The following is a 19,727-nucleotide window of genomic DNA, read 5'->3' as shown; positions in this document are numbered from 1 at the left end:
TTCACAAAAAAATGAACAAAATTTTACATTCTTTCGGGAACATTGATTCCTAATAATTTAAAAGAGGTTGCAATCACATCAGCTACTTTCTTTGATAATTGCACTCTGAAAATTTTATTCTCTACATCCTGCTCTCCTAAAATAGGAACAGCCTGATAGAATGAATTATACTCACGAACTAAATCATAGGTATAGTTAGCCAAAAGGGCTGGACTGTGATGCTGTGCTGCATTTTGAATCACTTCTGGAAACAATTCTAGTTGTTTTACCAATTCTTTTTCTTTTTCATGAAGTGTTTCTATTTTTGATTTATTTGAAAAATCAAAATTAGCTTTACGAATAATCGATTGAATTCTCGCGTAAGTGTATTGAATAAACGGCCCTGTATTTCCAGCAAAATCAACGGATTCCTCTGGATTAAAAAGGATTCGTTTTTTTGGATCTACTTTTAAAATGTAATATTTCAAAGCACCTAAACCAATTGTACGGTATAACTTTTCTTTTTCTTCAGCAGAATAGGCCTCTAGTTTCCCTAAGTCTTCCCCAATTTTTTGCGCTGTATCCGTCATTTCTTGCATCAAATCATCGGCGTCAACAACCGTTCCTTCGCGGCTTTTCATTTTTCCCGTAGGCAAATCTACCATTCCATAGGACAAGTGATATAAATTTTTAGACCAATCAAAACCTAGTTTTTTCAAGATCAGAAACAGTACTTTAAAGTGATAATCCTGCTCGTTACCAACGGTATAAACCATTCCACCAACATCTGGATAATCTTTCACACGTTGTATGGCGGTACCAATATCTTGTGTCATGTATACTGCAGTACCGTCGGAACGCAATACAATTTTACGGTCTAAACCTTCATCTGTCAAATCAATCCAAACGGAACCGTCAGGATCTTTTTCGAAAACTCCTCTGTCTAAACCAATTTGAACCACATCTTTTCCTAACAAATAGGTGTTGCTTTCATAATAAAACGCATCAAAATCGACACCTAAATTTTTATATGTGGTAGCAAAACCATCATACACCCATTGATTCATGGTTTTCCAAAGTGTGATTACGGCATCATCTCCAGCTTCCCATTTCAGCAACATTTCTTGCGCTTCCAGAATGATTGGCGCTTGTTTTTTGGCTTCCTCTTCCGTTTTGCCTGCGCTTACTAATTGGGCTATTTCTTCTTTGTACGCTTTATCAAAAGCAACATAGTAATTACCAACTAATTTATCTCCTTTTAAACCGGTTGATTCTGGTGTTTGTCCGTTTCCAAATTTTTGCCAAGCCAACATTGATTTGCAAATATGGATTCCTCTATCATTAATGATTTGAGTTTTATATACTTTTTTGCCGGAAGCCTTGATAATTTCAGCTACTGAATATCCCAAAAGATTGTTACGTACGTGACCTAAGTGCAAGGGTTTGTTGGTATTTGGTGAGGAATACTCAACCATTACCGCTTTGTCTTCTGTATTTGGAGTAACGAAACCAAATTTAACATCATCTTTTATTGCTCCAAAGAAATCCAAATAATATGCATCAGAAATAACAATATTTAAAAATCCGGAAACCACATTAAAACGGCTCACTTCAGCCAAATTTTCAACTAAATAGTTTCCTATCTTATTCCCCAATTCGACTGGATTACTTTTAACTACTTTCAATAAGGGAAAAATCACCATGGTAATATCTCCTTCAAATTCCTTCCGTGTAGTTTGAAATTCAACTTTATCAATTGTAACGTCAAATAAAGCTTTTACAGCTTGTTCAATAGCGGGCGTAAGAATCTGTTGTAATGTCATGGTGTAAATTTAAAAATGCAAAGATAATTCTAATTCCTTAATATGCTTATAAAAGTTTTTCTATTACGTCTTAAAAACACTAATAAAGGAAAATAACCGTTCTACAACTATCTTTAAGATTGAGTTAACATAAATTTAGCATTTTTTAAAAATCGTATTTCAATTTTTACTATTTTTGATAAGTGAATTAACAACCTAAAAAATGAAAAAGACACTTATTTTTATATTGTTGATAGTTATGTATACTGGTCACTCCCAGTCAGTTACAATAAGCACAACAAAATATACGGTTGACGAATTGGTAAATCAAGTATTGGTAAATTCGCCATGTGTTCAAGGCACCAATGTTACTTCAAGGACAGGAACAGCATTTGGATCTTCAAACGGAATTGGCTATTTCGAAAATACAAATTCTAGTTTTCCGTATTTAAATGGTGTAGTCTTAAGCACGGGAGATGTATTGAAAACACCTGGACCCAACACTAACATTCTTAGTGATGGATCTCCTGCATGGCTAGGAGATTCAGATCTAGAAGCTAATTTACTTTCGCAATCTGGGATAACAATTAATTCCATCAATGCAAGTTTCATAGAATTTGACTTCCAACCAAAAACACCCAATTTTGACTTTTCTTTTCTTTTTGCTTCTGAAGAGTACGGAACTTCCCAATGTAACTTTTCCGATGCTTTTGCTTTTCTTTTAAAAGATGTAACCGCTGGAGGTCCAAATGTGAATTTAGCGGTCATTCCAAGTACTACCATCCCGGTTTCTGTTGAAACTATTAGAGATGGAGCTTATAATTCAGATTGTCCGTCTGCTAATCCGAGCTATTTTGGCGCTTTTAACGGAAATGGATTTGGTCCTGCCATAAATTTCAACGGACAAACAGTTTCAATGCTAGCTTCGGCAACCGGTTTAGATATCACTCATGTGTACCGCATCAAATTAGTTATTGCTGACGGAGGAAATAATGTGGGTTATGATTCTGCTATTTTTTTAGAAGCAAATAGTTTTAACATCGGACAGGATGTATTGGGTCTAGATTATACCTCAGCAAATAATGCCGCAATTTGCCCGGGGACTACAATGCCAATATTATCTGCCGCAGGTTTAAGTGCTGGGACTGCATTTGTATGGAAGAAAAACGGAATAGCATTTTTGCCAGCACAAACGGGAGAAACATTAAACCTAAACAACATCATTCCACTAGTAGGCTCCGGGATTCACACCTATAGCGTCACCTACACAGAACCAGGATGCATTGCTGTCACGGATGAAATCACCATCGAAATTTACCCTAAGATTGCAGTACTAGCGACCATTCCAAATATTTACGCCTGTGAAACTGGCGCTTCGAACTACGATTTTGACTTAAGTAAAAATAGTACCATCATTCGAGCTGGAGTCAATCAATCTACAAATGCAGCTGGTATTTTAGACGATCTACCTGCGGACACTATCATCTCCTATCATGTAAAGAATGCAGATGCTATGGGAAATACGGGCGCAATATCAATTCTCCAAACCATTTCAACCGCTGAAAGTGGAAAACAAATATTTGTTAGAATTCAAAACCCTACTACATTATGCTATGAAATAAGATCTTTCCAATTATTCGTTGTTCCACCACCACAAATAGTAAATACACCTGCTGACGTCACATTATGCTCTAGAAATCTATCAGAAAATCCTTTAAAAGCAAATTTCGACTTAAGTCCGCAAATCGCTTCTATACTAGGGACTCAAGACGCTTCTTACAATATTTTATCCTTTCATACGTCTTCCGCTGGAGCAAATAACAACACCAATACGGTCTCCCTAAATTCGAGCAACCAAATACTATCGCCATCTACAACCTTATGGGTCAGATTACAAAACACCTCAAATAGTAACTGTTATGTGGTCACTAGCTTTCAATTAATTGTTAACCCACTACCCGCAGTAGATATTTTACAAGATGTATTTGTTTGTACCTCGTATACCCTACCTGTTTTAACAAAAGCCGGCGCTCAGTATTGGACTGGAAACAATGGAACGGGTACACAACTTTTTGCAGGAGACGTTATCACTACCACAACAATCGGTTTATATGTTTTCAATCAATCTGGAATTTGCACCAATCAAGATTCTTTTGATGTAACTATAGCCGATTTGGACAGCATTTCGCCTGCTTCTGAGACTTACTGCACGCGATACATCCTTCCCGCCTTACCTTATGCTAAATATTTTACACAAAGCGGAGGTGCTACCACTACTGGAAACGTTCAGCTAGCAGCTGGATCTGTAATAAGCACTCCCGGAATAAACAGAATTTATGTTTGGTTTGAAGATACCACCGTTACACCCTCATGCACAAAAGAAAAGCCATTTGACATTACAATAATTCCGTTTACTGCATTACCGAACTATCCAAATCAATTTGGGTGTGTTTCTTACACACTTCCTGTCGAGCTTAACGGTGGCGTTTATTACACCGGCACAAATAAAAGCGGTTCTCTTTTACTCCCTGGAACAGTGCTAACTACGTCCACTCCAATCTATGTTTTTAAAGAAACCAATACGGCTCCACAGAACTGTTCGTCAGAAAAAACATTTAAAGTTTTTATTGGCCTTGCAAGCATTACCCCTCCTACAGATGTTAATTCCTGTTCCGCTTACCGCCTGCCTACCTTGACGGTTGGAGAATATAGAACCGCTGCAGCAGGAGGAGGAAGTGTTGTTGCAGCTGGAACATTTATCAATGCAACTACAACACTTTGGTTTTATGTAACAGGAGAAAGTTGTACTGACAATTTAGACTTTACTATTACTGTCAACATTGCTCCTTTACCAGAGATACTAGATACCGAGCCACAATGCGACGTATATTATTTACCTCCAGTGGCACATGCAGGAAATTATTTCACAGGACCCTTAGGAACTGGAAATCTTCGTCCTGTGGGATATCCAGTAACTACCACACAACTAATGTACTTCTATGATAAAGCTCCAACTGGAACATGTTATGTAGAAAAAGAATTTGTGATTACCATTAATAGATCTCCTGTGATTGATGCAAAACCGGTAGAAGTTATTCGATGTGGTCAAAGTTATATATTAGATGATTTAAGAAACGGGGAATATTACGAATTTGCGGGAGGACCCTCACCTACAAATCCTGTTTTACGGCCGGGAACCGTTTTAACAACCTCAAAAACAATATATGTGTATGCCGCAGCTCCTGCACCTAACACCTGCGTTTCTGAATATAGTATAGAGGTACTAGTTACGTTTGTAAATGACATCGAGGATCAAAATGCATGCGACAGTTTTAACTTACCTGCTATTATAGGAATGGGAAGTTACTATACTGCTCCAAATGGTCCAAATGGAACGGGTGTACAATTACCGCCTCCCTATGCTCCTATAACTACGACAACTACGCTTTATGTTTATGTGGAAAACAACAATAGAGTTGTTTGTATCGATGAAGATCCTTTTGTCATCACCATTTATACTACTCCAACGATTACACCAATTGCTCCCGTAACGCGATGTGAGTCATACGAATTACCCACTTTTACAGCTCCTGTAACCCGATACTTTACAAACCCAGGTGGCCCAGGAAGCAGCAACATCGAAAAATTCCCAGGAGATCTAATCACTGTATCAAGTACTATCTACGCTTATGCTGAGGCTGGTACTACATCAACGGTTATTTGTCCTTCAGAAAAACCAATGGTTATTACTATTACTCAGAAACCAAAACCAGACCTTACAGTTCCTACCATTTGTATTGATATTGATACCGGAATCACAACAAATGCTTTTATTGAAAGTGGGTTTACAGCACCACAATATGCCTTTGAATGGAAAAGTGAGGACGGAACTTTAGTAAGTACAGCCGAGAATTTCTCAACAAACGAGCCCGGAAATTATACGCTTACGGTCACCAATTTAGCAATATTTGGATGTACCTCTGACATTGTACCTTTTACAATTATTGAGTCTTCAAAACCAGCTTCGGTAACGTATACCACCAGCGGATGGTTTACGGATAACCAAACTATAACTGTAAACGCCGTGCCGTTTATAGGTGATGGAAGCAATTTCCTTTATTCAATAGACGGAGGTTCATTTCAAATAAGTAACGTGTTTAGTAATGTCAGCCCTGGACTCCACGAAATTACAGTAAGCGATGCTAATTGTGGGACGTTTACTATTCCTGTTACAATCAAACTTATAAGCAGTCCCAAATTCTTCACTCCCAATGGAGATGGTTTTAACGATACTTGGAACATAACAGGAATTCCAAATAGTGAAAATTTAAAATTATATGTCTTTGATCGCTATGGAAAACTATTAAAGCAATTGTTTCCTAACGGCTCGGGATGGGATGGAACCTTTAACGGATATCCACTTCCAGCAGATGATTATTGGTTTACCATTACCTATACTGAAGACAACATTGCTAAAGAATACAAATCACATTTTTCTCTGAAACGATAAATCGGAAGACAAAAAACAAGAAGGCTTTCCTAATCGAAAGCCTTTTTTTGTTAAATAAAAAAATTAAAAATAAAATAGCTGTAACAAAATAAGGCTTTAGCAGTCTACTAAGTACATTCAAATAAATACCATTTATAGTTAATTAAAATAGTTTGGATTGCGTTAGGTATTTACTTTTACATCAATCCAAGTGGGTGATTTAAATGTAATCCAATCTCCTCTTTATAGAGAAAGAAATATCGCTACAGATCTTTTAGGGAAAATTTGATTTTGCCATAGAAAATCGGCGCAAGTAAAAGGTTAATTTAATAGATGAAGAGTATTATTTATTTAGGTTTCAATCGTAAATGCGAAAAAAGTTCTGAATTCAAAAGTTTTTAATAAAAATTAGTTTTAATAGTTAGTTACCAAAAGAAAAACTCGGAGTATGCCAACTCCGAGTTTTTTGATTTAGAAACTTTTATATATGTTATAAATGGGCTTTTAGAGCTTTAATTTCCTCTGGATTAGCTATTTCACCAGAATCAATAATGGCAGAAGAATGATAAAAAATAGCTTTTGTTTTATCTTTTAACCATCCAATATTCGTTGAACGCAAACCGCCGCCCGGCATGATTACAATTCGATCATTTGCTTTTTCAATCAAGTCAGACAATACATTGATACCGTGAACTACATTTGTTACTGTTCCAGACGTCAAAATAGTTTTAAAACCACATTCAATTAGAGATTCAAGCGCTTCCAATTTATTTTTTATTCCATCAAAAGCTCGATGAAAAGTACAAGGCAATGGATTTGCCAAAGCTACTAATGCAGCATTCTGTAGTTCATTGATGTTAGAGTCCTCTTTCAAAATTCCAAAAACAAATCCATCTACTTTTAGTTTTTTGAATGCTACTATTTCCGATTTCATTTGCTCGAACTCTACATCTGAGTAAACAAAATTCCCACTACGAGGCCGAATCATAACATTCAAATCGACGGTGACTGTATCACGAACAGTTTTAGCAAGTTCAAAATCCGGCGTTGTTCCGCCTTCGTTTATATTGGCACAAAATTCAATTCGGTCAGCACCATTGGCTTGTGCCACGATAGCAGACTCCAAATTAAAGCACGCTATTTCTAACTTCGATTTTTTCATCTAGTGCAAAAAATATTCAGCATCAATTAATCGGTTTCCCGTTGCATCATGAACCGCATAATTAAAACCTCCTTGAATGCAATAGGATCCGAATTCCCCTTTTTTATTCAGTGCAATGAAACCAACTTGGATATCTTTTAGATTTTTATTTCTTTTTCGAGTCAAGTTGACGATTCGGGCTACTGCTTCCTCACAAGCTTTTTGCGGCGATTTGCCTTGGCGCATTAATTCGACAACCAAATGACAACCTGAAATCCGAATCACTTCTTCCCCATGACCTGTGGCTGTGGCGGCGCCAATTTCGTTATCAACATACAAACCGGCGCCAATTATAGGCGAATCGCCCAAACGCCCGTGCATTTTGAAAGCCATACCGCTTGTCGTACACGCACCGGAAAGATTTCCATCAGCATCCAAAGCAATCATTCCAATAGTGTCGTGATTCTCTATATTAGCAATAGGCTTGTATTGACTCGTTTTCAACCATTCTTTCCATTCTTTTTCAGATTCTTCCAATAACAAATTTTCTTTTACAAAACCTTGAGATAAGGCAAACTGTAAAGCGCCATCACCAACCAACATGACATGCGGCGTTTTTTCCATCACAGCACGAGCCACAGTAATTGGATGTTTTATAAATTCTAAACAGGCTACAGATCCAATATTTGCGTTTTCATCCATAATACAAGCATCAAGTGTAACGCGCCCATCTCGATCCGGTCTTCCGCCATAGCCTACACTACGTTCGTTTGGATCTCCCTCAGGAACTTTTACTCCGGCTTCAACGGCATCTAAGGCTCTTCCATTATTTTTTAAAATTTCCCAAGCAGCGGCATTCGCTTGTAATCCAAAATTCCATGTAGAAAGTACAATGGGCTTAGTTCCTTTTTTAGAGTTGAAATCATTTTCTTCTTCCGGTTTCCCTTTGAATGCGTTTAGCGCCACAGCTGCAGAGGCGATTGCTGCTGTTCTTATAAAATTTCTACGGTTTGTCATGTTGATTGGATTAGTATTGGACGCATCATTTTTGAACTATAAATATATAGGTTCCACTTTAAATAAAAAAACCTACGCAATAATTTGCGCAGGCTTAGCCTTTTATCGAGTAACAACTGGAATCGGCATCCGATTCCTTAAACTACTTTTACCATTTAATAATAGCACTTCCCCAAGTAAAACCACTTCCAAATGCGGCCAAAACAACCGTATCTCCAGATTTTATTCTGCCTTGTTCCCAAGCTTCAGTTAAAGCAATTGGAATAGAAGCTGCGGTAGTATTTCCGTATTTTTGAATATTATTATACACCTGATCGTCTGTTAAATTGAATTTCTTTTGGATAAACTGAGAAATTCTCAAATTTGCCTGATGCGGAATCAACATATCAATATCGGAAACCTGTAAATTATTCGCTTGCAATCCTTCATTAATTACTTCACTGAAACGAACTACTGCATTTTTAAATACAAACTGCCCGTTCATATATGGAAAATAACTTTCATCATCCGGATCGTTGTCAGCCAAAATATCCGTAATCCAACGGCCTCCCATTCCTGGAGCTTTCACAATTAATTCCTCTGCATGTTGTCCTTCAGAATGCAAATGTGTAGATAGAATTCCTTTGGACAAATCTTCTTCTCTACTCAAAACAGCAGCTCCTGCTCCATCGCCAAAAATTACCGAAACGCCACGACCGCGTGAGGTCATATCCAATCCGGTGGAATGGACCTCAGATCCAATCACTAATATATTCTTGTACATTCCAGTCTTAATATACTGGTCTGCAACAGATAAAGCATAAATAAAACCAGAACATTGATTTCTTACATCTAATGCGCCTACGGTTCTTAGTCCCAAATCACGTTGTACTAAAACTCCTGGGCCAGGGAAATAAAAATCTGGACTTAACGTGGCAAAAACCACAAAATCAATATCTTCCTTTGCAACACCAGAACGCTCAATTGCTATTTTGGCCGCTTTCACGCCCATAGAAGTCGTGGTATCTTCTCCTTTTACAATGTGTCTTCGCTCTTGAATTCCTGTTCGCTCCTGAATCCATTCGTCATTGGTATCAATAATTTTTGATAAATCGTCATTAGTGACCACGTTTTCGGGTACATAATAACCCAATCCTGCTATTTTTGAATGATACATAGTATTATTATTTTATTAAAATCAGACTGCAAATTTAAAACTTCCTCAAAATAAGAGGACCAAATTACCACTTTTTTAGCAATTTACAAGTTTTATACATTCATCCATATTGTATAGCTTCCATTATACTAAATAGATGTGAAATAAAATTAGTACTCATCAAGCAAGAGTCAATGCAAAAGTTAAAAAGTGATATTTGTTTTCAAATGTAACAACATTGGATTATTTTAGACTCATATTACGTACTACGAACTCTAATTTAAAATCATTCAAATTATGAAATTAAAAATTCCATTATTTTTCTTTCTTGGGCTAAGCTTAACCACCTATGCACAAGAAAACCTAAATTACCAGAAACCCTCCCAATCCATTTTAGAATTAGCGGATTACGAAAGAGCCCCTTCGGTATCCATGGATACCAAAAAAGAATACATGCTTTTGACGTATCGAAATACTTATAAATCATTAGACGATTTAAATCAGGAAGAACTGCGTTTGGGCGGATTGCGAATTAATCCAATTACAAATATTTCCAGTTCTGTAACTTACGTGAACAACCTGAAATTACGTAAAATAAAAGACAAGAATGAAGTACAGGTAATAGGATTACCAGAAAATCCTCGCATCAGTACAATCGCTTGGTCGCCAAATGATAAAAAAATCTCATTTTCACACACTACTGCTTCCGGAGTGGAACTTTGGTTTATTGATGTGGCTTCGGCGAAAGCCACCAGATTAACGGAGGCGACCGTGAATGCGAATATTGGAAGTCCGTTCAGCTGGATGAATGACAACGAAACTATTTTGGTAAAAATGTTACCGAAAAACAGAGCGGCACTTTTGGATGCTAAAAAAGATTTGCCAACTGGTCCGATAATTTCGAATGCTGACGGAGTAAAATCGCAAAACAGAACCTATCCAGACATGTTGAAAAACAAGAATGATGAAATCAATTTTGAGAACATCATGACTTCTGAATTGTATAAAGTAAACCTAAATGGAACAGCAACTTTATTCAAAAATGCAGCGATGTATGCAGGAGAAAGTTTTTCGCCAGATGGAAATTATTTAATGCTGACTACCATCCAGAAACCCTTTTCCTACATCGTCCCATTAAGTCGTTTTCCATCAAAATCTGTGGTTTACGACAAAGCCGGAAACGAAGTCAAAGTAGTAAATGAAGTGCCACTAACCGAAATTATCCCTAAAGGTTTTATGGCCGTTCGAAAAGGAAAAAGAAACATGAGCTGGAGAGCGGACAAACCGGCAAAATTAGTGTATGCTGAAGCTTTAGACGGCGGAGATCCTGCCAATAAAGTAGATTTCAGAGATGAAGTTTTTCTTTGGAACGCACCATTTAATGCCGCAGCAACTTCATTGGTAAAAACTCCACAGCGCTATGACCGAATGATTTGGGGTAATGATAACGTTGCCATAGTTTCAGACGAATGGTACGACACGCGTAATACCAAAACCTATATTATCAATCCATCGAATCCAAGTCAGGCTCCAAAAGTGATTTTCGACAGAAATTCTCAGGATGTGTATTCTGATCCGGGAAATTTCGAAACTAGAAAAAACGAATACAACAGATATGTTTTGGCCATCGAAAATGATAATGCGTATCTTATTGGGGACGGATTTACTAAAAACGGGCAATTCCCATTTATTAGTGAATTTAATTTGAAAACAGCACAAGCAAAACGTTTGTACACTTCAAATTACACCGATAAAAAAGAAGATATTTTGGAAATTGAAGACTTCAAAAAAGGAACGGTTTTAGTCCAAATTCAATCTAAAAATGAATATCCGAATTATTACTTGAGAAATATTTTTCAAAAAAACAAACTGACACCAATTACAACCTTCAAAAATCCTTTTGAAAGTATCAAAAACGTGAGCAAGGAAGTGATTAAATACAAACGTAAAGATGGCGTTGAATTATCAGGAACATTATATCTACCTGTTGGTTACGACAAAGTCAAAAAAGAGAAAATGCCGTTGTTGATTTGGGCGTATCCAGCAGAATACAAGGATAAAAATTCAGCAGGACAAAGCACACAAAACCAAAATGAATTCACGTTTCCAAGTTATGGTTCGTTCGTATATTGGGTAACCAAAGGCTATGTCGTTCTTGATGACGCTGCTTTCCCAATTATTGGCGAAGGAACAACAGAACCAAATGATAATTTCATCACACAATTAGTCGACAATGCAGAAGCTGCAATTAATGCCGTAGATGCTTTGGGATATATCAACAGAAAAAAAGTAGCCGTTGGTGGTCACTCGTATGGTGCTTTTATGACAGCAAATTTATTGACACATTCTAATCTTTTTGCGTGCGGAATTGCTAGAAGTGGCGCTTATAATAGAACGTTGACTCCGTTTGGTTTCCAAAGTGAACAGCGCAATTACTGGGAAACTCCTGAAGTGTACAATACAATGTCGCCATTTATGAATGCGGACAAGATGAAAACGCCAATGCTTTTAGTACATGGTGAAGCCGATAACAATCCAGGAACGTTCACGTTGCAAACCGAACGTTATTTTCAGGCTTTGAAAGGTTTAGGCGCTCCAGCAAGAATGGTAATCCTTCCAAAAGAAGCACACGGATATGTAACCAAAGAGAATATTTTGCACTTGCTTTGGGAACAAGATCAATTCTTAGAAAAATATTTGAAGAATTAACGCTTAAGAGTGTTCAGTGATCAGTTTCTAAGTGTTCAGAAAGTAAAACATGAAAAATGAACATAAAACAAAACCCCAAAATCTATAAAATTTTGGGGTTTTATTTTGCACTAAAAAAACTCGTATCAAAGTTAAAAACAACTTCAGGTTTATGTCGCAATTTGAACTAAAAATCACTCAACACTGAATACTGAATAATATTTCACTGATTACTGAACACTTATTCTCAGGATAACATCAAAAATACTTCTTGATTGTGTTCTAATTCCGAATCATGGTCGAAGAAAATCGCTCTTCTTTCAAAAGCGGCTTTGACTAAATAATGACTTCCTTTGAAATAACATTGCTTTACAACGGCGCTCATAATGGCATTATCTACTACTTTCAATTGATGCGGATACAATAAAAGTGCTACATCCTCATCGTCTTCAATATCTATTATTTGAGACAATTGCAACTCATTGACTTCTCCAAAAAGAGATGCAATGTATTTGTTGGCTGGGTTTTCATACAAGGATCTAGAATCTCCTTTTGCCACTATTTTCCCGTTTTGAATCACAATGGTTTCATCAGAGAAAGACAACGCATCGGTACTATCATGCGTGGCAATAATACAAGTAACGCCTTTGTCCTTTAAGTATTTAAATAGATTGCGACGTAAGGAATTCTTTCTAAAAGAATCAATTTGACTGAAAGGCTCATCGAGCAAAATAATTTCGGGTTCCAAAGCCAAAACTCTGGCCAAAGCCACTCGTTGTTGCTGTCCGCCACTTAGGAATTTCGCTTTTACTTTTGCGAAAGCGGTCATTTCGACCATATCCAATAATTCTTGAACACGGGCTTTTTTCTCCTCAGGATACATATTCGACAAGAACTTCCCCACATTTTCTTCGACAGTTATGTACGGCATCAAATCGAAATCCTGCGCTAAATATTTAATGTAATCTTCTCCCGGAACCAGATTGTATTTGGGACCTAAAATGGGTTTTTCATTATAGCTTATTGCACCGCTGTCTAAATTATACAACCCATAAATCAGTTTTAGCAACGTGCTTTTACCGCAGCCGCTTTCACCAATAATAGCGGTATTTTCCCCTTTGGCAATGGTGAAACTAATATTTTCAATGACTGGCTTGTCGCTGTAAGTAAACGATATGTCTTTTATCTCTAGCATCCTCTTTATTTAAAGTTGCAAATTTACGATGTTTAATTCAAATTTAGGCACAAAAAAGGGCTGCTTCTTGACGAAACAGCCCTTGTTTTTAAAGTGTTTTTGGCTTAGTTTTTCACTTCAGCTTCTGCATCTTTAATCATTTTTTCATTTGCAGTAATAGCAAATTCAACACGACGGTTTTGGCTTCTACCATCCACTGTTTCATTTGAAGCAATTGGATCAGCAATTCCTAAACCAGTAACTTGAAATCTACTAGAAGAAACACCTTTGCTTGCTAAATAATTTTTAACCGCTGCTGCTCTTTCTCCTGAAAGTTTTAAGTTATAATCTGCTGGACCAGTACTATCTGTGTAACCATAAATTGTAATATCAGTATCTGGATATTCTGCGAAAACGGGAACTAATTTATCTAAATTTGCTTTTGCACCAGCAGTCAAAGAAGATTTGTTTGTATCAAAACGCACTGCATTTTCATTCAAAACTAATTTAATTCCTTCTCCAATACGCACTACTTCAGCACCTGGAAGAACAGCATCAATTTCTCTTGCTTGTTTGTCCATTTTGTTACCAATTACACCTCCGGCAACGCCACCTACAACTCCACCTAAAACAGCTCCCATTGCACCATTACCGCCTTTACCAAGGTTATTTCCTAGAACACCACCTAATACAGCTCCTGCAACAGCACCAATTCCGGCACCTCTTTGTGTTTTGTTAGTGTTTTTTATAGCTTCACAACTGGTAAACATTGAACCCATAACCATTATTGTTGCTATTGCAACTATCGAAATCTTTTTCATATCTATTTTCTTTTAATTAATTAACTTTTTGAAACTGATATACTACATCAGTCATTTTTCCTGCTACATCGATTTTATCAATCAATTGAAAAGAGGATTCTGTTTGATTGGCTACGTATAAAATATACCCTTCTTTTACTTTTCTAGCTTTTTCTCCAGCATTAAGAACTTTAAGGACAAACTGCCCATCATTGTTGACAAACCATGTAATTGGTGAGCTGAATGCCATACAATTCGCTTTTGTCAAAGCCATAGTTCCTTTATTATTATTCGAAACAAATTTCCAATTACTTCCTACGAAACATTCTGAATCCGCAATTTGAAAAGTATTCACTTTTACATATTGTGAACCTGGATAAGTTACAGAACTAATTACCCAATTTCCTTTCATTGCTACCTGAGATTTTCTATCGGTGTTTGTACTTGTAGCTGATGTTGACTTACATGCAAACATCAAAACGGCTAATGTGCATAATAAAATAACTTTTTTCATTTTCTTAAATTTAATGAATTAATACTTACACAAATATACAAAGCAATCAATCACGTTTGTTTCAGAATTAAATTATTTTATATCATAATTAACGCTTGCGACAATTTGTCACTTCCATTATAATTGGTATTACATTTGAAAGAATTATAACCATCAAAATAAACTAAAAAATTCATAATATGACAACAGGTAAAATTAATGTTTCGGTAGAGAACATCTTTCCCTTAATCAAGAAATTCTTATACAGCGATCACGAAATTTTCTTACGTGAGTTGATTTCGAACGGAACAGATGCAACACTTAAATTAAAGCATTTAACCAGCATTGGCGAAGCCAAAGTAGAGTACGGAAACCCAATTATCGAAATTAAAATCGATAAAGAAGGAAAGAAATTGCACATCATTGACCAAGGTCTTGGAATGACGGCTGACGAGGTAGAAAAATACATCAACCAAGTGGCCTTTTCTGGCGCCGAAGAATTTCTAGACAAATACAAAGATTCGGCTAAAGATTCCGGAATTATTGGACATTTTGGTCTTGGATTTTATTCTGCTTTTATGGTTGCCGAAAAAGTAGAAATCATCACTAAATCTTTTAAAGATGAACCAGCAGCACACTGGACTTGTGATGGAAGCCCAGAATTTACCTTAGAACCAGCTGACAAAACTACACGTGGAACTGAAATTATCTTGCATATTGCCGAAGATTCGTTGGAATTTTTAGAAGAATCTAAAATCACCAGGCTATTAAACAAGTACAATAAGTTTATGCCGATTCCAATTAAATTTGGAACCAAAACAGAGAAAATAGAACAAAAAAAGGGCGAGGAAGTAGCTGCCGAAGATGTAGACAAAACGTTTACAGAAGTTGAAGTTGACAACATCATCAACAACCCAAATCCGGCTTGGACGAAACAACCAACAGAATTATCAGCGGAGGATTACAAAACATTCTACCATGAATTGTACCCAATGCAGTTTGAAGAACCGTTATTCCACATACATTTAAATGTAGATTACCCGTTCAACTTAACTGGTATTTTGTACTTCCCAAAATTAGGATCTGATTTACAAATTCAGAAAGACAAAATCCAATTGTACCAAAATCAAGTGTACGTAACGGATAATGTAGAAGGAATTGTTCCTGAATTCTTGATGATGTTAAAAGGTGTTGTGGATTCTCCAGACATTCCATTGAACGTATCGCGCTCTGGATTGCAAGCGGATGCTGCAGTGAAGAAAATCTCGAACTACATCACCCGTAAAGTAGCTGATAAATTAAAATCGTTATTCACTGAAAACCGTGAAGATTTTGAGCAAAAATGGAACGATATCAAAATCGTTTTAGAATACGGAATGCTATCCGAAGATAAGTTCTACGAAAAAGCAGGCGCTTTTGTTTTATATCCAACGGTTGATGGAAAATTCCACACACTAGAGGAGTTAAAAGAAAAACTTGCCGCTACACAAACGGACAAAGACGGAAAATTAGTGGTGCTTTACGCAGGAAACAAGGAAGCGCAACATTCCTATATCGAAATTGCAAAAGACAAAGGATACGAAGTTTTATTGCTAGACTCTCCTATAATTTCACATTTGATTCAAAAAATTGAAGGCGACAACAGCAACATGACTTTTGTACGTGTCGATTCAGATCATATTGATAATTTAATCAAGAAAGAGGAAACGACAATTTCTAAATTATCCGAAGAAGAACAAACCAACTTAAAAACCGTTCTGGAAGCGATCGTTCCTAAACAAACGTATTCAGTTCAACTGGAAGCTTTAGACAGTAATGCGTCTCCATTTATCATCACGCAACCAGAATTCATGCGTAGAATGAAAGAAATGAGTCAGTCCGGTGGTGGTGGAATGTTTGGAATGGGCAACATGCCGGAAATGTACAATTTAGTGGTAAACACCAACTCTGAATTGGCAACCAGCATCTTGAACAACAAAGACAAAGACGCTCAGGAAAGTTTAGTAAAACAAGCGCTTGACTTGGCTAAATTATCTCAAAACCTATTAAAAGGCGAAGCCTTGACTGCTTTTGTCAAAAGAAGTTTTGAGTTGATTAAATAGTTCAGTTTATATGGTTAATCGGTTCCTTGTTTAACCGTTTACCCGCAAACATATCAAGCCTGCTAGTGAAAACTGGCGGGCTTTTTTTATGGAGCAGTACGATTGGTTTTCATAAGGCGTTTTGTCCCGCTATGCGCTGCAATCTTTGCTTTTGCCTGGCGCCACAGCAAAGGATTTTTGCTGCTATCGGGGCTACGGTAGCGTGTTTTTTTTTTATAACTTCGTTTTAAAATAGATACAGATTTGTAAGAATATTTTAATACATTTGAGAAATGAATAATGCGATACAAACCTTCGCATATACACCCAGTTTTGGGTAGATTGGCGAAGGTTTGTATCGCCTATATACAAGTTATGCCTCAGTTTGGCAGAACCGAAACTGAGGCGGTAAAATTTAATATAAACCTTAATAATAAATAAAATGAAAAAAGTATTAGTAGCAAATGTATCTTCTAAAGTTTCAGAAGGTGGAAGTAGTAGTGGAAAACGTAATGTTGAATTTGAACTAACAGAACTTAACCAACACTTAGCAGACGGATGGGTAATAGAAAAATACGACATTGTAACTAACCACATTGCATATAATTTTAGCATTATTTATCAATTGGCTAAATAGTTAAAGTTTATCTACCATTTCTTTGGTTGACTTAAAAATTGGAAGCCAGAGAAATCGGTAAATAGTTACTGACTTTAAAAGATTGTTAGTTCCACAATCATTTTGAAATTTTGTGTGTTTTGAAAACATAATATTTTATTTAAAATTGTTTCCGACTTAAACGGTGCGGAAGCGAAACCGAAAATTGTAACCTAAAAAGAAAAACCGAAGGCATAACAGCCGTTTGGCAATAGGGCAAATTATGAGGTGTCATCATATTTATTTTTCATAAGACATTTTGTTTTAGCCGAAAAATCTCGGATTTGAACTTTGCCCCATCGCCAAGCGGCGGGGACGTTAGCGGTCATTGTAAAACGACACTTCACAACAAACGAAATGAACGAAGAATATATCAAACGAATAAATAAAATCTTGACATATATTGACAATAATTTAAACAGTGACTTATCGTTAGAAAAGTTATCAGACTTTGCTTATTACTCACCATTTCACTTACACAGACTTTTTAAAGCATACACAAACGAAACGCTTAATTCATATATTATTCGAAAGAGAATTGAAAAAACGGCTTCTTTATTAATTCACCAAAAAGAAACAACAGTAACCGAACTTGCGTTAAATTATGGTTTTAATAGTAATTCTTCATTTACACGGACGTTTAAAAAAGTTTATGGAGTTTGTCCTTCCGAATTCAGAAAATTAAGTCCAAATAATTATAGCAAGATTGGTATAGTTGAAAGCAAGAATGGACAAATCCGACCAATATTTGAAGACTACATTTGCAACATTAATAATCATAAAAATTGGATAAAAATGAATGCAAAAATTGAAATTAAAGAAATCCCAAAATTAGACTTTGCTTTTCTTACCCAAATTGGAGTGAGTGGATTACATAATGCTTTTGAAAAACTCATTTTGTGGGCAAAACCCAAAGGACTACTTGACTACCCTGATTTTAAAATGGCGAGAATTTATCACGACAGTTTTAAAATTACTGAACCCGAAAAAGTTAGAATGAGTGCTTGCGTTCTATTGAAAGAACCAATTGAAGTAAAAGGAGAAATTGGTCTTACTACTATTGAAAAGGGAAAATATATTGTAGGTCATTTTGAAATTGAACCCATAGATTTTGAAAAATCTTGGAATGGGCTTTTCGTTTGGATGAATGAAAATGGATATAAAAAAGCCGACAAAAATCCATTTGAAATATTCCATAATAATTTCAGCGAACATCCAGAAAATAAATCTATCGTTGACTTTTACATACCAGTAATTTAATCAAAACAAAATAATTTAAAATTAAAAAAAATGCTAACAAATATAAATCCAAAATTACCAATGCGTAATAAATCCATCACAAGGAATTATTACATTAACCAATTAGGTTTTCAAGAAGTAGGCAATTATGAAGGCTACTTAATGGTTCAAAAAGACAATATAGAAATTCATTTTTTTGAATTTAAAGAACTTGAACCAAAAAAAAATTATGGTCAAGTTTATATAAGGACCGATAATATTGACAATTTATATAAATCATTGATTGACAATAAAACAGAAATTCATCCGAATGGCACACTGAAAACACAACCTTGGGGACAAAAGGAATTTGCATTGCTTGACCCTGACAGTAACTTGCTGACTTTTGGACAAAATATATAAAAATCAACATACAAATAAAAAACAACGAACCGCTAACAGCTAGGGTTTCGTTGCGTTCGAAGAACGAACAATGAACCCGCGGTTGAACGGAACCGGTTACATGCCGTTAACACTATGGAGTTATCGTAAAATTATTAGAAGGATTATCAAGAGGATTTAGAGTCCTCTTTTTTTTGTCGTATAATGAAAGTGGTTTTTATCGTGATTTCCTTCACATTTACTTATAAAATCCCTTACCCATAAAGTTAACTTTCACAGGAACTTGAGCTCTGGCTATCGCCAAGATACCAAGCAGGCGGACCGCGCTGGTCAAAAACAGCTATTCTATGTAAATTGCCTGTTTTGCAACAAGGGCATTTGGGGAGAAAAGGTTTTTTCTCTATTTTTTCTAATACTTTTACTTGTAGCTTTTCCTGTAAAACTTTTAATTTTTCTCGTTTCCATGTGCTACTCAAAAAACCATAATGACGTATTTTTACAAAGCGTTTGGGCAAAATATGCAACGCAAACCTTCGAATAAATTCCTCGTGCGTGAGCGTCATTTGTTTCTTGAACCCGTTTTGACGGTAATCTTTGTACGTAAAAGTTACGTTTTGATTGTCAATGCTTTGGATGCGGTTGTTGCTAATGGC

Annotated in this window: 14 protein-coding genes; 6 read left to right on the top strand and 8 right to left on the bottom strand. The window is 36.2% G+C overall.

Annotated elements, in window-relative coordinates; genetic code table 11:
• Positions 1-23: 23 nt before the first annotated feature.
• Positions 24-1,802: an arginine--tRNA ligase gene (gene argS, locus BUC11_RS00070; RefSeq protein ID WP_073350642.1), complete on the bottom strand. Its 1,779-nt coding sequence runs from the start codon at positions 1,800-1,802 to the stop codon at positions 24-26.
• Between the two features lie 202 nt (positions 1,803-2,004).
• On the opposite strand from argS, the gene BUC11_RS00065 reads away from it, so the two are divergent.
• Entirely contained in the window at positions 2,005-6,291 is a 4,287-nt protein-coding gene (locus BUC11_RS00065) for a T9SS type B sorting domain-containing protein (RefSeq protein ID WP_084129450.1), read from the top strand.
• A gap of 469 nt (positions 6,292-6,760) precedes the next feature.
• On the opposite strand, the gene BUC11_RS00060 is transcribed toward BUC11_RS00065, so the two are convergent.
• The 3 genes from BUC11_RS00060 to BUC11_RS00050 all read right to left on the bottom strand — a co-directional run bounded on the left by BUC11_RS00060 (position 6,761) and on the right by BUC11_RS00050 (position 9,584).
• Positions 6,761-7,432: a copper homeostasis protein CutC gene (locus tag BUC11_RS00060; RefSeq protein ID WP_073350640.1), complete on the bottom strand. Its 672-nt coding sequence runs from the start codon at positions 7,430-7,432 to the stop codon at positions 6,761-6,763.
• Positions 7,433-8,428 (bottom strand): isoaspartyl peptidase/L-asparaginase family protein, encoded by a 996-nt coding sequence (locus BUC11_RS00055; protein ID WP_073350639.1) that lies wholly within the window; start codon positions 8,426-8,428, stop codon positions 7,433-7,435.
• A 148-nt stretch (positions 8,429-8,576) separates the two neighbouring features.
• Positions 8,577-9,584: a 3-oxoacyl-ACP synthase III family protein gene (locus tag BUC11_RS00050; protein WP_073350638.1), complete on the bottom strand. Its 1,008-nt coding sequence runs from the start codon at positions 9,582-9,584 to the stop codon at positions 8,577-8,579.
• A 276-nt stretch (positions 9,585-9,860) separates the two neighbouring features.
• On the opposite strand from BUC11_RS00050, the gene BUC11_RS00045 reads away from it, so the two are divergent.
• Positions 9,861-12,272, top strand: coding sequence for an alpha/beta hydrolase family protein (locus BUC11_RS00045; RefSeq protein ID WP_073350637.1), 2,412 nt, complete (start codon positions 9,861-9,863; stop codon positions 12,270-12,272).
• 226 nt (positions 12,273-12,498) lie between these two features.
• On the opposite strand, the gene BUC11_RS00040 is transcribed toward BUC11_RS00045, so the two are convergent.
• The 3 genes from BUC11_RS00040 to BUC11_RS00030 form a co-directional block, all read right to left on the bottom strand.
• Positions 12,499-13,446 carry an ABC transporter ATP-binding protein gene (locus BUC11_RS00040; RefSeq protein WP_073350635.1) on the bottom strand — a complete coding sequence of 316 codons (948 nt, stop codon included), beginning with the start codon at positions 13,444-13,446 and terminating at the stop codon, positions 12,499-12,501.
• A 104-nt stretch (positions 13,447-13,550) separates the two neighbouring features.
• Entirely contained in the window at positions 13,551-14,246 is a 696-nt protein-coding gene (locus BUC11_RS00035; protein ID WP_073350633.1) for a YiaD family glycine zipper/OmpA-like lipoprotein, read from the bottom strand.
• A gap of 16 nt (positions 14,247-14,262) precedes the next feature.
• Positions 14,263-14,739: a lipocalin family protein gene (locus tag BUC11_RS00030; protein WP_073350631.1), complete on the bottom strand. Its 477-nt coding sequence runs from the start codon at positions 14,737-14,739 to the stop codon at positions 14,263-14,265.
• 179 nt (positions 14,740-14,918) lie between these two features.
• Here BUC11_RS00030 and htpG point away from each other — a divergent pair, with 179 nt between their 5' ends.
• The 4 genes from htpG (at position 14,919) to BUC11_RS00010 (ending at position 19,095) form a co-directional block, all read left to right on the top strand.
• Positions 14,919-16,820, top strand: coding sequence for a molecular chaperone HtpG (gene htpG, locus BUC11_RS00025; protein ID WP_073350630.1), 1,902 nt, complete (start codon positions 14,919-14,921; stop codon positions 16,818-16,820).
• A gap of 421 nt (positions 16,821-17,241) precedes the next feature.
• A complete protein-coding gene (locus BUC11_RS00020) occupies positions 17,242-17,436 on the top strand; it encodes a hypothetical protein (protein ID WP_073350628.1) in 195 nt (64 codons plus the stop codon).
• 375 nt (positions 17,437-17,811) lie between these two features.
• Entirely contained in the window at positions 17,812-18,714 is a 903-nt protein-coding gene (locus tag BUC11_RS00015; RefSeq protein WP_073351030.1) for an AraC family transcriptional regulator, read from the top strand.
• A 30-nt stretch (positions 18,715-18,744) separates the two neighbouring features.
• On the top strand, positions 18,745-19,095 hold the full coding sequence (locus BUC11_RS00010; RefSeq protein ID WP_073350627.1) for a bleomycin resistance protein: 351 nt from the start codon (positions 18,745-18,747) through the stop codon (positions 19,093-19,095).
• Between the two features lie 245 nt (positions 19,096-19,340).
• Here BUC11_RS00010 and BUC11_RS00005 read toward each other — a convergent pair.
• The coding region (locus BUC11_RS00005; protein WP_175547715.1) for a transposase at positions 19,341-19,727 on the bottom strand (387 nt) is incomplete at its 5' end.

The sequence above is a fragment of the Flavobacterium xanthum genome, assembly GCF_900142695.1.
Classification (GTDB): domain Bacteria; phylum Bacteroidota; class Bacteroidia; order Flavobacteriales; family Flavobacteriaceae; genus Flavobacterium; species Flavobacterium xanthum.
The sequence above is the reverse complement of the archived record's forward strand: the minus strand, read 5'-3'. Positions and strand labels throughout refer to the sequence as shown.